Here is a 15,154-nt window from a genome sequence, read left to right as displayed (position 1 = left end):
CGGACATACCTTTGTCTGGCAATTATGCTATACTGAAAGCAAGATAAAACGACAAAATACGATGATTTGCCGCACCGGTTATTTGACATTTTTGGTTAAAATAAAAAAATATTCTTCGAAAACGTTATACTAAGCAGCCAGCTTAACAAATTCAAAATCAAATGTGGTATAATTGTAAGAAAGAGGGTAATAAAATGGAAAATGAGCGTTTAGACAGAGTACTTGAAATATTTTATCGGCTTTTACACGGCGAAGTCGTGCCTAATCGGCTTATTGCGGAGGAGTATAGGATATCATCAAAGAGCGTCAGCCGTGACATTGCAAGGATAAACGATTTTCTTGCGGAACACAGGGAGCTTATGCAAAATGCCGAGGTCACATATTCGCACAAGGACAGGGCTTACATACTTAAAAGCGACGAGTTTCTGAAAAATCAGGAGCTTTTTGCCTTGGTAAAAGTGATACTCGGGGCACGTTGTTTCAGCAAAGAAGATATGCTATTCATTGTATCTAAGCTGAGAAAGTTTACCACTGCCAATGACCGAAAGCTTCTTGATGAGGTGATACGCAGGGAGATATATCATTATCACGAGGTACGCTCTGACTGCGACAGCGTGATAAACAATCTTTGGCGTCTTGTGCAGTGCATTGATGGTAAGAAGGTCATTTCGGCGACATATCTGAAAATGGACAGGAGCGAAGTTGTTAGGAAGCTGAAGCCTGCGGCGATAATGTTCAGCGAATATTATTTTTATCTTATCGCATATGCGGCAGATGATACCCAGTACAAGGCGAGGTATTTCCGCATTGACAGGATAAAAAATATTGTTGAGCACAGGGAGAATTTCCAGCTTGATCGTGAGCACAGCTTTGACGAGGGCGACCTGCGTGAGAAAAATCAGTTTATGTTTCCAGGGGACAACGTGCGGATAACCTTTGAGTTTTCGGGGCTGTCTTTGCAGGCAGTTCTTGACAGGCTGCCCACCGCAAAAGTCATTGAGCAGAACGGCACAAAGAGCGTTATCACTGCCGAGGTCAACTACGGCAGGGGGATAATAATGTACCTGCTCTCCCAAGGCTCGTGGGTAAAAGTCCTTGAGCCAAAACCGCTGGTGGAGGATATGCTGGCAGAGATCGGGGCGATGGGGGAAAGGTATGAGGAGAAATGAAGGAGTTGAAAAATAATGCAACTTATTATATTAGGCATTATAGTACTTGTGATATGGGTATATATAGATGATAAAAAAAAAAAGAAATCGTCGCTTGGTTATCTCAACCTTCGAAAGTGGTTACTGTTTCTGAAATATACAGATTTATGCTCAATTATTTATCAAGCAAGGAGCAAAATTCTGTAGAAACTGTGGAGCTAGTAGATAATAACACTGACTTTTTGTTTACTACATCTCATCTGCTAACATTCATTACATTTTAATTTCAGTAAAAGTGCATATTTCGCATAAAAAGCTTGCAAATCCTTTATCTATGAGGGTTTGCAAGCTTTTTTGCTTTACAATAAAAACAGTTCCGTCAGATATTTCTCTGCGTCAAGTCCATTCGCCTGAGCCGTTGAAATAAGTGAATATAGTGCGGCACTTGCTTTGGCTCCGTTGGCTGTGTTGCTGAAAAGCCAGTTTTTTTCTGCCGATGGCAAACGGCCTTATCGCATTTTCAGCCCTGTTATTGTCTATGGGAACATCTCCGTTTTCTAGAAATGTGTAAAGATATTTTCTCTCATTGACATTTCGCTGACTGGGCGGTATCCGCAAAGCCCTCTGCAAGCTCCGTCAAGAAGGTGTTGACTTACACTGTGAAGCGTGGGGACACGCTCTCAGGCATCGCACAGCGCTACAAGACCACTGTTGCGAAGCTTGTCAAGGACAATGGTCTCAAGAATCCGAACATCATTTACGCAGGGCAGAAAATTAAAATCAAGTAGGTAGTAAGACAGCCGACAGGGGTTATTCCTTGTCGGCTGTTTTCATATCTTCATCTATTAACTTGTTAATGTACCCGTTGATACTCATGCCCTTACTTTCCGCATAGGCTTTTAGTTCTTCTCTCCTGCCTTTCTTGACAACTAAACTTATTCTGTCATATGTCTTTTCATTATATAGTCTTTTACTGGCTGTTGATGTTTTACCACTCATAGTTGCACCTCCTTGTCCTATATTATAGCATACTTGAAACACTTACACAAGTATGCAAAATGCACAAGCATACTTGTGTAAGTTTGTATATTTTGTGTATTTGAATACTAGCATAAGTATGCTATAATAATATCAGAAAAGAACGAAAGGAGTGAAACCAATGGGTAAGAAAAAGAAAAAAGGGACTTTTTTACAGCCTCTTTTTTCGCACAAAAAACCACCCACAGCCAAATCAGCCGTGGGTGGCAATATTATTTTAAATATACACTATCCCTTATTTGTCCAATGCTATCTTGCCCATTGCGTCTGCCTGCATGATAGCGTCATAAAGCTCGATAGGCTGTACGTCGCCTGCAAGATTGTGGATAGTTTCACCCGGGATACAAGCGTTCTTTGCGATAGTTTCTACCTGCTCAGGTGTAGTTACACCGATCTCTTCAAGTGTGACAGGAAGTCCCACTTCAAGGCAGAAGTTCTGTACCTCTTCAAACTCTTCCTTTGGCGCACCCTCAAGTACAAGCTGAACCAGTGTACCAAGGGCTACACAACAGCCGTGGTCTGCGTGCTTGATTCCCAATGATGTTACGCCATTGTAGAACGAGTGTGCGGCCGCACAGTTTACGTTGTCTGCTCCAACACCTGAAAGATATACGTTAGCCTCGCAGATAGCTTCAAGGGCAGGTGTAACTGCGTGTACCTTGCAAGCCTCAACTGCCTGCTTGCCGTATGTTTTCAGCGTGTCATAGCAAAGTCTTGCAAGTGCCTGTCCTGCTCTTGTGATGCCTGTGCCTTCAAGGCTTGCAGACTCTGTTCTTATGGAAGCTCTGCCCTCAAAATATGTACCAAGTGCATCGCCCATGCCTGCAATAAGGAACTTTACAGGTGCGTTTGCGATAACTGTTGTGTCTACCATTACTGCGTCTGGATTGGTAGGATAGAAAAGATATTTGTCAAAGCTGTGGTCATCATTGTATATTACTGACAGACCTGTACATGGCGCATCTGTTGCCGCAACTGTTGGCACGATAACAATGTGCTTGCCTGTGTAGTATGCTGTAGCTTTTGCAGTATCAACTGCGCTTCCGCCGCCAACTGCAACTACTGTGTCGATGTTGTCAGCCTTTACTATCTCTTCCATTTTGGCTATCTCGCCCTTGCTTGATATACCACCAAATATTTCATAGCGTCTGTAATCGTCAAGCTCGCCAAAGCTTTTCTCTATCTTGTCATGACAGGCTTTGTAGCCACTGTTTGAACATACAAACAGCCACCTTTTGCCCATATAGCCCATTTCTTCATGAAACTTAAGTGTAGCATCTCTGCCCTGAACATATTTGAGCGGCTCACGCATTGCTCTGAGTCTTCCCATCATAATGAATTACCTCCGATTTGTTTGATTTATTAACTTTATACGGAATTCTTTCCGTATTTTCAACTAGATTATAGCATATTGCACAAGAGATACAAAAAACATTTTATAAATGATATGTGAATTATCTATTATGGCAAGTTTTGAAAAATAGTTGCTTAATATACATAAATATAGTATAATGAGTATTAAGACAGTATGCGTCATAAGGTTGTGCATTTTTCATAGGCTGTGGGGTGTGTTTTTGTGCAGATATACAAAAGTGTGATGCTATGATAACCATATCGGGATAACTGCAACTAAGTATATGAAAGGGCAAAAACGAGAGAGCATGAAACGGAGATAAAAATGGAAAATGCAAAGCTTGGAGATGTCATCGCCTTTGTCCTAAGGTCCATGAACGAGGAAACTCGTCAGACAGACGATGAGGCAGAGGCGCAGATGAAAAGGTTGATACGCATACTTGTCTTGGAGGGATATGTGAATGAACAAGAATGAATTGAGAGCCGTTGTAGAAAAGGCTCAAAATGGTGAAAAGACAGCTTTTGAGAAGCTGTACAAAGAGTTCCACGAGAAGCTTTATTTCTTCGTGCTGAAAAACGTTGGGGATAAGCATACCGCAGAGGATATCACCGAGGACAGCTTTTTGGCTTCAATGGAGGGGATAGGGTCGCTGAAAGAGCCTGAGCATTATGAAACGTGGCTTCACTCTATCGCTTTCAACAAGTGCAGAATGTATTTCAGACAAAAGGGCAGAGAGGATAACATAAGCCTTGATGACGAAAACCTCAGCGAGGATATCCATGCTGACGATACTGTTATGCTCCCTGAGGATTATGCCGACAGCAAGGAGCTTAAACGCTGTCTGAAAAAGGTCATAGAGGGGCTGAAGCCTGAGCAGAGGTCGGCGGTGATACTTTATTATTATGACGGCATGCCGCTGAAAAAAGTGTCCGAGATTTTGGAGATAAGCGAGAATGCCGCCAAGCAGAAGCTTTTTAAGGCGAGGGCAAAGATAAAGAAAGAGATAGAGCGTATCTTTGAGGGCGGCGCATTTGCGGCTGTGCCTATGAGCGCAATGATGAGAGCGGCTCTGCCGAAAAAGTATGCAATGACAGCGGCTTCACCTGTTACAGCGTTGAAAACCTCTTCCGCTGCTATAAAGATAGTGGGAACTGCGGCGGCTGTGGTGGTGGCAGTGAGCATACCATTGGCTCTCCGTGGAGTGAACAACAACGGCTTCGGCGTTCACGATGACAGCAGTGTTTCAGACAGCTTAAATGATGATAGCCTTGACCTTTCTGACAGCAGTATGGCAGACGCTTCATCAGAGAAGATACCTGAAATCAGTTCGTCAAAAGCTGAAACAGACAGCATATCTGAGCCGTCAAGCGAGCCTGAAAAGGTAACAGACACCGCCGTGACAACTGCACCTGCACCTGTGCAAACCGATACTCCTGTTACAGATACGCAAGGCGAAAATACAAGCGCTGTCCTCCCAAGTGCAGACAACCCAGGCGAGGAGCTGTTTTCAAATACAGTGGGGGATATGCTCAAAATGGCAGACAACAACTATGAGTTTGTTTATCCAACATTCGTTCAAAACGGCTATGATTCTATGTATCAGTGCTCGGCTTTTCCGCAGTATCACTTCGGCAGGGCGGCTTTGAATACCGAAACAGGCAAGGGCTATGTTGACGAAAGCCTGCCTGTCACAAGGGTGGAGCTTTACAATGGTGCATACATCACAAAGAATATCTATGTGGGCATGACATACAACGAGCTTTGCAACGCTCTGGGTGAAAAGCCACTTATGTATCTTTCAAATACAGACAGAAACCGAATCGTATCAGCGACAATAAACGGCAGAACATGGTGGTTCGGCTTTGACCTCACTGACGAACAGCTTGATGAAACATATAAAAGAATGCAGGCTCAGACGGACAGCGAGACTTTTGAACTCAACCCATATCAATACGGCGTTGACATCTCTGACATTGACCCTGTTACAAGCGTGGCAGTGTGTGATATAAGCGACAATTAAGAACAGCAAAACGGATATACTATATATAACAGAAAAAGCGGAGGCTCTTTGCGAGCTTTCCGCCTTTTTCATATGTTCAGCATTACGGAAGCGTAAAACATTCCGTCACCGTATTCAAATTTAGCTACGCCATTGTATTTGGCGGCAATGTTCTTGACAGACTCTGTGCCGATCCCTTTGCCTTTGCGTTTTGAGGAAAGGAAACCGCCTTCTGGGTCGGTGAGGATAGTTCCGGTGAAGGTGTTGTCCACCGCCAGACACAGGGAATAGCTGTCAGCCTTTGCTCTGATTATTATTTTTTTATTCTTTGCACTGTCAGACACGCAGCCGTGAATGGCGTTTTCGATAAGATTTCCGAAAAGCACAGAGAGGTCGGTTATGTCTATTTTTATATCATCTGGGATGTCAGCGCTCACCTTGTATTCAATGCCGCTGCTTTCCGCTATTTGAGCAAAATATGCAAGAAGTGCGCTTACAGATGTGTTTTTGCAGTAAATGTGTTCTGATATATCGGGCATAGAATCCCTGAAAGAATTGAGATATTCCGAAAGCTTATCGTATTCGCCCTTTTTCAGAAGCTCCTGCATAAGAGCGATATGATGTCTGACATCATGCTTATAGCGTCTTGTTTCTTTTATCTTATCCTGCAAATAGTCATATTGCAGGTTCTGCATTTCGAGCAGGTGGTTATTTTCCTGAAGCCGCAGATTTTTCTGCTGTTCGATGACCAGCCGTGCTACGATGTAATACACCAGAAACGCCCCTGCGTTTATAAAGAACAGAGCTATGGTGTTCTTTGGCTCCAGAGCAAGCTCTAAGCTGCTTTTCGTAGAGTTGCCGTAGAGCGTATAGTACCATATTATATAGAACGTAAATGGGATAAGCCAAAGATAGCGCCACTCCAGACCTGACGGCTCTCTTTCCACCGCAGGTGTGTAGACCTTTTTCATGTAGATAAAAAGCGGCCCCCATACCACGGCTTCTGTCATAAGCATACAAAGGGAAAACGACCAGCGGTATGATTCATAGGCAAGTGACGGGAACAGAATACCCTCCAGACATTTTGAGGTAATTACGATAAAGCTTGCGTTATTTGAAAGCAGAAGCAGTGTGAAGCCTGTTTTGCCGACCTTGACCTTCACAGCGAAAAAGTAAAAAGCCGCATAGAGCAGGGTGCTGACTGCACTTAACAGACCTGCATTTGTGCTGAAAAATGCCGCCTGCCAGCCTAAGAAGATCTGCACCAGTGAAAGAGCCACAACAAGTCCCACAGTAGCTGTTTTGGAAAAGCGAAGTCTATGCCGGAAGGGATAAAGGGCAAGCACCATAAGTGGCAGAAAATTCAGAAGGGAATATATGCCCACTTCCACAAGGCGGTATAAAGGAGGCATTACTGCTCACCGCCTTTTCGCAGATCGCCAAAGCGAAACTGAGCGAAGGCGTCTAATGTTTCTCTGGATTTTCGGCGGCTTATGGGGATATGCGTGCCGTCGCTCATTATGAAAAGGTCGCTTTTTTGCTGGGTTATCTCATAGAAATTCACGATGACGCCTTTGGTGGATGTGTAAAAGTATGAATGACTGCAAAAAATGCTCTCGATCTCAGCAAAAGAATTTCTTGAAACTATGCTTTCACCGTCTGTACAATGGATAGTCACGATATGTGACGCACAGTCTATGTAGATAACGTTTCTGAGTATCACGTTCTGACCGTCGGGAAGCTTAACTGAACGCATACGATCAATTTCATCAGAACCGATCCGGTCAAGCATGGCTTTTACTTTGTCAGCCTGAAAGGGCTTGCAAAGATAGTAGCAGGCGTTGAGGTCGTAGCTTTCGCTTGCAAACTCGTTGCTTGAAGTGCCGAATGCGATATGAACGCTTTGGTCTGTTTCACGAAGCTTTTCTGCGACCTCTATCCCTGTCATTTTCCCCATGAATATATCAAGCACCACCAGATCGTAAACCCCCATCTGCCAACAGGACAAAAAGCTTTCTCCGCTTGAAAACGTATCTATCTGACAGCTGTGAGCGGTCTGTTCGGAAATATATTTATGAAGAAGTGCAAGGTCGTTTTTATTATCGTCTACCAATGCCACTCTCATACTGTAAAGATCCTTTCTTATACATGATTTCTTAATATATAATAACACAAATAAAAGCAAAATTCAAGCATTATTCATTGGTTTTGTTACCACTTGTGCAGATTTTTGACCGCTTGTGCTAAATTTATTGACAAAGTGTGTAGTCTGTGTTAAAATAATCGTGATAAATTTTGTTCTGAGTAAAAAAGAAATATCAACCCAGAAAAATATAATGGAGGAATTAGAATGAAAAAGAAAATTGTAAGCCTTTTGGTGACGGGCTGTCTTTTGTTTGTGCCGACAACGGCATTTGCAGACGACAATAAGACGGTAATAAAAACTGTTGACGACCTGTTGGCTTTTGGAAAAGCAGTAAACGATGGCGATTTTAACGGCAAGACAGACGCTGTTGTAGTTCTCAATAAGGATCTTGACTTAACGGGCATTGACTGGACACCTATTGGAAATGTTTTTAACGCAAAGGGTGAACTTCAGAATTATTTCAGCGGTAAATTTTACGGAAACGGTCATACGATATCAAATATTGACTTTACACCTATCTATGGCAAAGACTTGTTGGTCGGTTTCTTTGGCGATATTGAAGGTGCAGAGGTATCAGGTCTGACTATAGAGGGAAGTATTGATGTGACAAATGCTGATAACGACTATACTTTTTATGGCACTATTGCAGGATTTGCAGGTGATTGTACTATTTCTGATTGTGTGTCAAACGTATCGTTCAACAATAACGGCAAATATGTTTATGGCTTCATGGGCATGGTAGGTCAGGCAGACGGCACAACTTTTGAGTATTGTGAGAACACAGCGGACATAACTATTTCAGGCGACAGCAGCAGCCTTTATGTGGGTGGCATAGTTGGATATGCACAAAATGGAACAGAAGTCCGTTATTGCTCAAACACAGGCGATATGGTATATGCTGCCGCTACTGCTGGCGGAATCGCAGGACGTTTGATTGAAAATGCTAAGGTCGTAAACAGCTATGTTACAGGAAAACTCACGCCGGTTGGCAACGGGACCACAGATGTAGGCGGTATTGTTGGTTCAGTAGCTGGCGGTTCTGTAAGTGATTGCTATTTTGCAGGAGAAATTGACCTTTCACAGTATTCAGCCAAAAAGCCATATACACGTTTCGGTGGAATAGTGGGAAAAGATTCCTCGTCCACACCTGACTTTAAAAACAACTATTTCACAGAAACAGAAGATGTTGAAGCTTGCGGTTCAAATAAAGAAGCAGGCAAGGCTAAATCATATGACTATATGACAACAAAAGAATTTTATGATGAGCTGACAGCCAACGGTGCAAAGTATCAGTATGTTGAGGGAAAAACACCTGTCCTGCCAACTAAGGAATATGCAGTTGATTTTGAAGTAACACCTGCTGACCTGAAAAATGTTGTAATAAAGGTAGACGGAAAAGAGATAACAAACAATACTGCAATGCTTACAGCAGGCACTTACACAGTAGAGGTAACTGCTGACGATTGCGAGCCTCTCAGCAAGGAAATAACTATTTCAGCAGATATCGCAACACATACACAGGCTTTTGAACTTGCATACAAGTCAGCAGACTATACAGAGCTTGACAAGGCAGAGAAAGCCGCAAAGGCTCTCAACAAGGACTATTATGAGGACTTCTCAGAAGTCGAAAAGGCTCTTGCCGCTATCGACAGAACGAAGAACATCACAGAGCAGGCTGACGTGGACGCTATGGTAAAGGCTATAAATGACGCTGTGGCAAACCTTGTAAAGAAAACACCTGCTTCTTCACAGCCTGACAGTTCCGCTTCTGACAGCTCATCAGCCGACAGCAAGGCAGACAGCAGCTCAAAGGCGGCTTCAAACGCTTCAAACACAAACCCGTCAACAGGCGTTGCTGGCGGAGCGTTCGCTCTTGCACTTCTGAGCGGTGCGGCTGTGGTCATGGCTAAGAAGAAAAAGTAATATATCCATTAAATAGATATATAAAGCAATTAAGTGGGACTTTCATACATTATTTGTTTAAATGAATACCGCTTGCGCAGATTTTTGACGGCTTGTGTCAAACTTGTCGACAAGTGTGTGGGTTGTGTTAAAATAATCGTGAAAAATCTATGCTCTGAGTAAAAAAGAAATATCAACCCCGAAAAATATAATGGAGGAATTAGAATGAAAAAGAAGATTTTAAGCCTTTTGGTGACGATGGGTCTTGCGGCAAGCTTAGTGCCTGTTTCTGTTTTTGCTGATGGTACAGAGGTTTGGGACGGCTCTGTAGCGGAATCTTTTGCAGGAGGAAAAGGCACAAAAGATGACCCTTATCAAATAGCTAATGGCTCACAGCTTGCGTATTTTGCGAAAAGAGTGAACGCAGAGGAATATGGTGAAAAATATGCAGACACATACTTTGAGCTTACAGAGGATATCGACCTCGGTGGAAAAGAGTGGACTCCAGTAGGAGAAACTGTGGCGGATCTTATTATGGGTGGTCATGAATATTTTGTTTTCTCTGGCAACTTTGACGGAAATGGTTATACTATCAAAAATCTTACCATTGGAACAGAAACATCGCCATACAGTGGCGATGTATGCGGCTTGTTCGGTGCGACCAGCGGCACTATCGAGGACGTAGTTCTTGAAAATGTTTCTATAAACTATGTTGGCGGAAATCACAGCAGTGGATATGGCTTCCGCATGGGAGGTGCGCTTGTAGGTTATTCTATGGGCGATATAGTAAATTGTACTGTTATCGGTCTTGACATGAAAGCAGGCTCTGACGGCAGCTATGTTGCTCTTAACAGCATAGGCGGATTAGTAGGCATTCAGGACGGAGGTACAACAGTGAGCCACAGCCGTGTTTCCGGAAAGATAGAGGAATCAACAAAAAAGGGCAATGTTGGTGGCTTTGTTGGTACGCTCGCAAAAGGCTCATCTGCTAAATATTGCGGTGCAGACGTTTCTGTTGAGGTAACAGGAAATGGTCGTGGTATCGCAGTAGGTGGCTTCGTTGGAATAGGTAATGGAGTGACAATTGATGAAACTTTGATAGAAAATTGCTATGCCACAGGCAATATAACAGGTGCAGAATATGCAGGCGGCTTTGTTGGAAACATCTCAGGTCTTAACATCAGCAACTGCTATGCAAAGGGCGATGTAAGCAACTGTTTTGTTGGTGCGTCATTCTTGGGTACTGACGCTGCAAGCAATAACTATTATGGCACTGTAAAGAATTGCTATGCAACAGGTCTTGTATCTGATATTTCTTCTTCAGCTTATGCTTTTGCAATGCAAGATACGATGAATAGAAGTACGATTCAAAATTGCTACTACAACATACAAAATACAGCAAAAAATACGGAATCAGCAGCTTCTCTTACTATTGACGATATGAAAACAGACAGCTTTTTAAATGTGCTCAACGGCTCATCAAACGTATGGACTAAGCGTGATAACGATACTCCTGCCTGCGGTGCTGAGCCTGCTGACTACAGCAATGTTTATGAAGTGCTGGGTAATATTCCTGCCGACCTTTCTATCTACACAGATGAAAGCGTTGCAAACTTGTACAGTGCAGTTGAGGCTTTAAGAGGGTATAGAGATCTTGCACAGCAGTCAGATGTTGACAAAATGACAAATGATATAAACGACGCTGTTGAGGCACTTGTTTACAAGTCAGCAGACTACACAGAGCTTGACAAGGCAGAGGAAGCCGCAAAGGCTCTCAACAAAGACGATTATGAGGATTTCTCAGAAGTCGAAAAGGCTCTTGCCGCTATCGACAGAACAAAGAACATCACAGAGCAGGCTGATGTGGACGCTATGGCAAAGGCTATAAATGACGCTGTGGCAAACCTTGTAAAGAAAGCACCTGCTTCTTCACAGCCTGACAGCGTAAGCAGTTCTGATGCTTCGTCAGATACGAGCAGTTCCGCTTCTGACAGCTCATCTTCCGACAGCAAGGCAACTGACAGCAAGTCAGACAGCAGCTCAAAGGCAGCTTCAAACGCTTCAAACACAAACCCATCGACCGGCGTTGCTGGAGGAGCTTTCGCTCTTGCACTTCTGAGCGGTGCGGCTGTGGTCATGGCTAAGAGGAAAAAGTAAATAAGATCTCCCCTATTGTTGATATTTCGGAGAAGGGCAGTTCCTTGTGGACTGCCTTTTTTCTGTTTGCAGGAAAGCGGAATTTGCCTGCATAATTTGGGGCGTTTTTTTGCAAAGAAGCATAAAAATGCAATTATTTTATATTGATACTGCAAAATCGTCCACGCAAGCTCAGACTAACTATTGATAATAGTCAATATCTTTTATTATCTATTTTATACCATGAAATTACATTTATTCATAAAAAATCGTTATAGATTTAAGCGAAATGTAAAAAATCAGCTCACAAAATCTGCGTTTACCCTTGCAATTCAGAAAAATATGTGGTATAATTATATTGCTGTAATAGGAGCACAGCATGAAATGCTGGCAGTGTGTTTTCAATTGTCAGATGAATTTCTGTATAGCTTATGCTTTATAATAAGGAAAGAAAATGAATGCGCCAGCGTGTGCTGTTTCATTATAGCGCCTATTAACGATATTTTTTTTGAAAAGGAGTTATTGCAACATGTCAAAGATCGATTTGAGCAAGTACGGTATCACCGGAACTACAGAAGTTGTTTACAACCCTTCTTACGAGCAGCTGTTCGAGGAAGAAGCAAAGCCAACACTCGAAGGCTATGAAAAGGGTCAGGAAAGTGAGCTTGGCGCAGTAAACGTTATGACAGGCGTTTATACAGGCCGTTCACCTAAAGATAAGTTCATCGTTATGGACGAAAATTCTAAGGACACTGTTTGGTGGACTTCTGACGAGTACAAGAACGACAACCACCCAGCTTCACAGGAGGCTTGGAAGTCTGTTAAGGAACTCGCTATCAAGGAACTTTCAAATAAGAGACTTTTCGTAGTTGACGCATTCTGCGGCGCTAACAAGGATACAAGAATGGCTATCCGTTTCATCGTTGAGGTTGCTTGGCAGGCTCACTTTGTAACAAATATGTTTATCAAGCCAACTGCTGAGGAGCTTGAGAACTTTGAGCCTGACTTCGTTGTATACAACGCTTCAAAGGCTAAGGTAGAGAACTATAAGGAGCTTGGTCTTAACTCTGAGACAGCTGTTATGTTCAACATCACAAGCCGTGAGCAGGTAATCATCAACACTTGGTACGGCGGAGAGATGAAGAAGGGTATGTTCTCAATGATGAACTACTTCCTTCCACTCAAGGGCATGGCTTCAATGCACTGCTCAGCTAACACAGACAAGAACGGTGAGAACACAGCTATCTTCTTTGGTCTGTCCGGTACAGGTAAGACAACACTTTCTACAGACCCTAAGAGACTTCTTATCGGTGACGACGAGCACGGCTGGGACGACAACGGAGTATTCAACTTCGAGGGCGGCTGCTATGCTAAGGTCATCAACCTTGATAAGGATTCTGAGCCTGATATCTACAACGCTATCAGAAGAGATGCTCTTCTTGAGAACGTAACTCTTGACGAGAACGGCAAGATCGACTTTGCTGATAAGAGCGTTACAGAGAACACTCGTGTATCTTATCCTATCGACCATATCAAGAACATTGTAAGACCTATTTCTTCTGCTCCTGCTGCAAAGAACGTTATCTTCCTTTCAGCAGACGCATTTGGCGTACTGCCTCCAGTATCTATCCTCACACCAGAGCAGACACAGTATTACTTCCTCTCTGGCTTTACTGCAAAGCTTGCAGGTACAGAGCGTGGAATCACTGAGCCTACACCAACATTCTCAGCTTGCTTCGGTCAGGCTTTCCTTGAGCTTCACCCAACAAAGTATGCTGAAGAGCTTGTTAAGAAGATGCAGAAGAGCGGTGCTAAGGCATACCTCGTAAACACAGGTTGGAACGGCACAGGCAAGAGAATCTCTATCAAGGATACTCGTGGAATTATCGATGCTATTCTTAACGGCGACATTCTCAACGCACCTACAAAGAAGATACCACACTTTGACTTTGAAGTTCCAACAGAGCTTCCAGGCGTTGATCCTGCAATTCTCGATCCTCGTGACACATATGCTGACGCTTCCGAGTGGGAGACAAAGGCTAAGGATCTTGCAAGCAGATTTGTTAAGAACTTTGCTAAGTATGAGGGCAACCCAGCAGGTAAGGCTCTTGTATCAGCAGGTCCAAAGGAATAATCAATAACTCTGATACTATTATATAGTATAAAAGCTGCTGTGCCTTTTGGTACGGCAGCTTTTTTGTGCTCTTGAAAAAGTGTAATGAAGGTGGTATAATTGGTATGGAGGCGAATTTAGTTTGGAAAAGAAGAATTATGCCGCAAGGGCGGCTATATATGCCATGGGGCTTGTGATACTTGCCGCAGGGATAACGATGAACATCAAAACAGGGCTAGGTGTATCCACCATTATATCAGTGCCATTTGCCATATCGAGTATATGGGACGTGAATTTTTCTCTTGTGACTTTTGCTGCATATGCACTGTTCGTTGTGATAGAAATGATAATAAAAGGCAGCGACAGAACTGTTATAGACTGGCTGCAAATACCATTCAGCATTGTGTTCAGCCTGATGCTGAATATGTTTTCAAAGCTGCTTGATTTCAATTTCGGACATTTGTGGCAAAACACGCTGTATCTGGCAGCAGCAATAATCTGCACGGGTGCGGGAATGTCAATGATGATAGCCATGAAGTTCGTGCCGAACCCAGCCGACGGTCTTGCTCAGGCTATAGGAAAAGCCTTAGGAAAGAACATGGGCTTTGGCAAGAATATTCTTGACGCATCGTGTGTTGCCATTGCCTGCGTGATAGGTCTGCTGTTTGACAAGCGGATAATAGGTATCGGTATCGGAACGGTGGCGGCAATGCTTCTTGTGGGAAGGTGCGTGGCAGTATTCGACCATTTCTTCAAAGACAGAATGAAAAGTGCCGCAGGGCTTGCAGAATAAAAAACACCGCAGAGGACAAAAGCTTCTCTGCGGCATTTGTGTATTTATATAATAAAAAAATCCGCTCCACATAACGTAAAGCGGATACAAGCAAAAGCTTAGACTTTTGCTGGCGCGGATTGAGAGATTTGAACTCTCGCGCCCGTTTCCAGACCTACTCCCTTAGCAGGGGAGCCCCTTCACCACTTGGGTAAATCCGCAAACCTGTATATATAAAAAATGTGGCGGACAGGGTGGGATTCGAACCCACGGTACGTTGCCGTATCACTGGTTTTCAAGACCAGCTCCTTAAACCACTCGGACACCTGTCCACATTAATTATTTGTTTTTGTGTCGTTCTCTCTCAGCGACTTAATTATTATAGCACAGTTCATCTGTCTTGTCAACCCCTTTTTCAAATTTTTTTGCGAAATTTTTTTAAGCATAAATATTCCTTCGTATGCTAACGTGTAGGTTTGTCAATCATATTGGACACTATTATTAAGAAATTCGATAGGCGAAAACCATTTGAGGGGACGCATAGGA

General features: G+C 43.2%; 12 protein-coding genes, 2 tRNA genes and 1 pseudogene. 8 read left to right on the top strand and 7 right to left on the bottom strand.

Going from position 1 to position 15,154, the window contains the following annotated elements; translation table 11 throughout:
• Positions 1-194: 194 nt before the first annotated feature.
• Positions 195-1,169, top strand: coding sequence for a YafY family protein (locus AB5Z01_RS12705; RefSeq protein ID WP_195221151.1), 975 nt, complete (start codon positions 195-197; stop codon positions 1,167-1,169).
• 338 nt (positions 1,170-1,507) lie between these two features.
• Here the strand turns inward: AB5Z01_RS12705 and AB5Z01_RS12700 are convergent.
• Positions 1,508-1,712, bottom strand: a pseudogene (locus tag AB5Z01_RS12700) (transposase); the annotation flags it as partial.
• Positions 1,713-1,795: 83 nt separating this feature from the next.
• On the opposite strand from AB5Z01_RS12700, the gene AB5Z01_RS12695 reads away from it, so the two are divergent.
• A complete protein-coding gene (locus tag AB5Z01_RS12695; protein WP_207732698.1) occupies positions 1,796-1,936 on the top strand; it encodes a LysM domain-containing protein in 141 nt (46 codons plus the stop codon).
• Between the two features lie 22 nt (positions 1,937-1,958).
• Here the strand turns inward: AB5Z01_RS12695 and AB5Z01_RS12690 are convergent, their stop codons facing one another.
• Together AB5Z01_RS12690 and AB5Z01_RS12685 are read right to left on the bottom strand one after the other, a co-directional pair.
• Complete coding sequence (locus AB5Z01_RS12690; protein WP_195221149.1) at positions 1,959-2,147, bottom strand: antitoxin; 189 nt, start codon at positions 2,145-2,147, stop codon at positions 1,959-1,961.
• Positions 2,148-2,421: 274 nt separating this feature from the next.
• Positions 2,422-3,519, bottom strand: a complete 1,098-nt coding sequence (locus AB5Z01_RS12685; protein WP_367614620.1) for a glycerol dehydrogenase — start codon at positions 3,517-3,519, stop codon at positions 2,422-2,424.
• A 345-nt stretch (positions 3,520-3,864) separates the two neighbouring features.
• Here AB5Z01_RS12685 and AB5Z01_RS12680 point away from each other — a divergent pair, with 345 nt between their 5' ends.
• A complete protein-coding gene (locus tag AB5Z01_RS12680) occupies positions 3,865-4,014 on the top strand; it encodes a hypothetical protein (RefSeq protein ID WP_278460006.1) in 150 nt (49 codons plus the stop codon).
• Positions 4,001-5,560 carry an RNA polymerase sigma factor gene (locus tag AB5Z01_RS12675; RefSeq protein ID WP_117878268.1) on the top strand — a complete coding sequence of 520 codons (1,560 nt, stop codon included), beginning with the start codon at positions 4,001-4,003 and terminating at the stop codon, positions 5,558-5,560. The genes AB5Z01_RS12680 and AB5Z01_RS12675 overlap by 14 nt, the downstream gene beginning before the upstream one ends.
• Before the next feature lie 68 nt (positions 5,561-5,628).
• Here the strand turns inward: AB5Z01_RS12675 and AB5Z01_RS12670 are convergent, their stop codons facing one another.
• Together AB5Z01_RS12670 and AB5Z01_RS12665 are read right to left on the bottom strand one after the other, a co-directional pair.
• Positions 5,629-6,951: a sensor histidine kinase gene (locus tag AB5Z01_RS12670; protein ID WP_286962084.1), complete on the bottom strand. Its 1,323-nt coding sequence runs from the start codon at positions 6,949-6,951 to the stop codon at positions 5,629-5,631.
• Positions 6,951-7,664, bottom strand: a complete 714-nt coding sequence (locus AB5Z01_RS12665) for a LytTR family DNA-binding domain-containing protein (RefSeq protein ID WP_287216355.1) — start codon at positions 7,662-7,664, stop codon at positions 6,951-6,953. Before AB5Z01_RS12665 ends, AB5Z01_RS12670 begins: the two co-directional genes overlap by 1 nt.
• Positions 7,665-7,889: 225 nt before the next feature.
• Here AB5Z01_RS12665 and AB5Z01_RS12660 point away from each other — a divergent pair, with 225 nt between their 5' ends.
• The 4 genes from AB5Z01_RS12660 (at position 7,890) to AB5Z01_RS12645 (ending at position 14,629) form a co-directional block, all read left to right on the top strand.
• Complete coding sequence (locus tag AB5Z01_RS12660) at positions 7,890-9,608, top strand: GLUG motif-containing protein (RefSeq protein WP_287216481.1); 1,719 nt, start codon at positions 7,890-7,892, stop codon at positions 9,606-9,608.
• A 204-nt stretch (positions 9,609-9,812) separates the two neighbouring features.
• Entirely contained in the window at positions 9,813-11,744 is a 1,932-nt protein-coding gene (locus AB5Z01_RS12655; protein WP_287216354.1) for a GLUG motif-containing protein, read from the top strand.
• 508 nt (positions 11,745-12,252) lie between these two features.
• Entirely contained in the window at positions 12,253-13,857 is a 1,605-nt protein-coding gene (pckA, locus tag AB5Z01_RS12650; protein ID WP_368365582.1) for a phosphoenolpyruvate carboxykinase (ATP), read from the top strand.
• 121 nt (positions 13,858-13,978) lie between these two features.
• Complete coding sequence (locus AB5Z01_RS12645) at positions 13,979-14,629, top strand: YitT family protein (RefSeq protein ID WP_287216353.1); 651 nt, start codon at positions 13,979-13,981, stop codon at positions 14,627-14,629.
• A gap of 110 nt (positions 14,630-14,739) precedes the next feature.
• Here the strand turns inward: AB5Z01_RS12645 and AB5Z01_RS12640 are convergent.
• Both AB5Z01_RS12640 and AB5Z01_RS12635 read right to left on the bottom strand, forming a co-directional pair.
• Positions 14,740-14,829: transfer RNA gene (locus AB5Z01_RS12640), tRNA-Ser, on the bottom strand.
• Between the two features lie 22 nt (positions 14,830-14,851).
• A tRNA-Ser gene (locus tag AB5Z01_RS12635) sits at positions 14,852-14,940 on the bottom strand.
• Positions 14,941-15,154: the final 214 nt, after the last annotated feature.

The organism is Ruminococcus sp. RTP21359st1_H3_RTP21359_211015, from assembly GCF_040909065.1.
GTDB classification, from domain to species: Bacteria; Bacillota; Clostridia; order Oscillospirales; family Ruminococcaceae; genus Hominimerdicola; species Hominimerdicola aceti.
Note: the sequence above shows the minus strand (reverse complement) of the source record. Positions and strands in the feature narration are given on the sequence as shown.

Bases quoted from the DNA above. Each gene is read 5' to 3' on its own strand.
- AB5Z01_RS12665 (WP_287216355.1), bottom strand. From the start codon at position 7,664: ATGAGAGTGGCATTGGTAGACGATAATAAAAACGACCTTGCACTTCTT.
- AB5Z01_RS12670 (WP_286962084.1), bottom strand. From the start codon at position 6,951: ATGCCTCCTTTATACCGCCTTGTGGAAGTGGGCATATATTCCCTTCTG.
- AB5Z01_RS12660 (WP_287216481.1), top strand. From the start codon at position 7,890: ATGAAAAAGAAAATTGTAAGCCTTTTGGTGACGGGCTGTCTTTTGTTT.
- AB5Z01_RS12685 (WP_367614620.1), bottom strand. From the start codon at position 3,519: ATGATGGGAAGACTCAGAGCAATGCGTGAGCCGCTCAAATATGTTCAG.
- AB5Z01_RS12680 (WP_278460006.1), top strand. From the start codon at position 3,865: ATGGAAAATGCAAAGCTTGGAGATGTCATCGCCTTTGTCCTAAGGTCC.
- AB5Z01_RS12655 (WP_287216354.1), top strand. From the start codon at position 9,813: ATGAAAAAGAAGATTTTAAGCCTTTTGGTGACGATGGGTCTTGCGGCA.
- AB5Z01_RS12675 (WP_117878268.1), top strand. From the start codon at position 4,001: ATGAACAAGAATGAATTGAGAGCCGTTGTAGAAAAGGCTCAAAATGGT.
- AB5Z01_RS12705 (WP_195221151.1), top strand. From the start codon at position 195: ATGGAAAATGAGCGTTTAGACAGAGTACTTGAAATATTTTATCGGCTT.
- AB5Z01_RS12690 (WP_195221149.1), bottom strand. From the start codon at position 2,147: ATGAGTGGTAAAACATCAACAGCCAGTAAAAGACTATATAATGAAAAG.
- pckA (WP_368365582.1), top strand. From the start codon at position 12,253: ATGTCAAAGATCGATTTGAGCAAGTACGGTATCACCGGAACTACAGAA.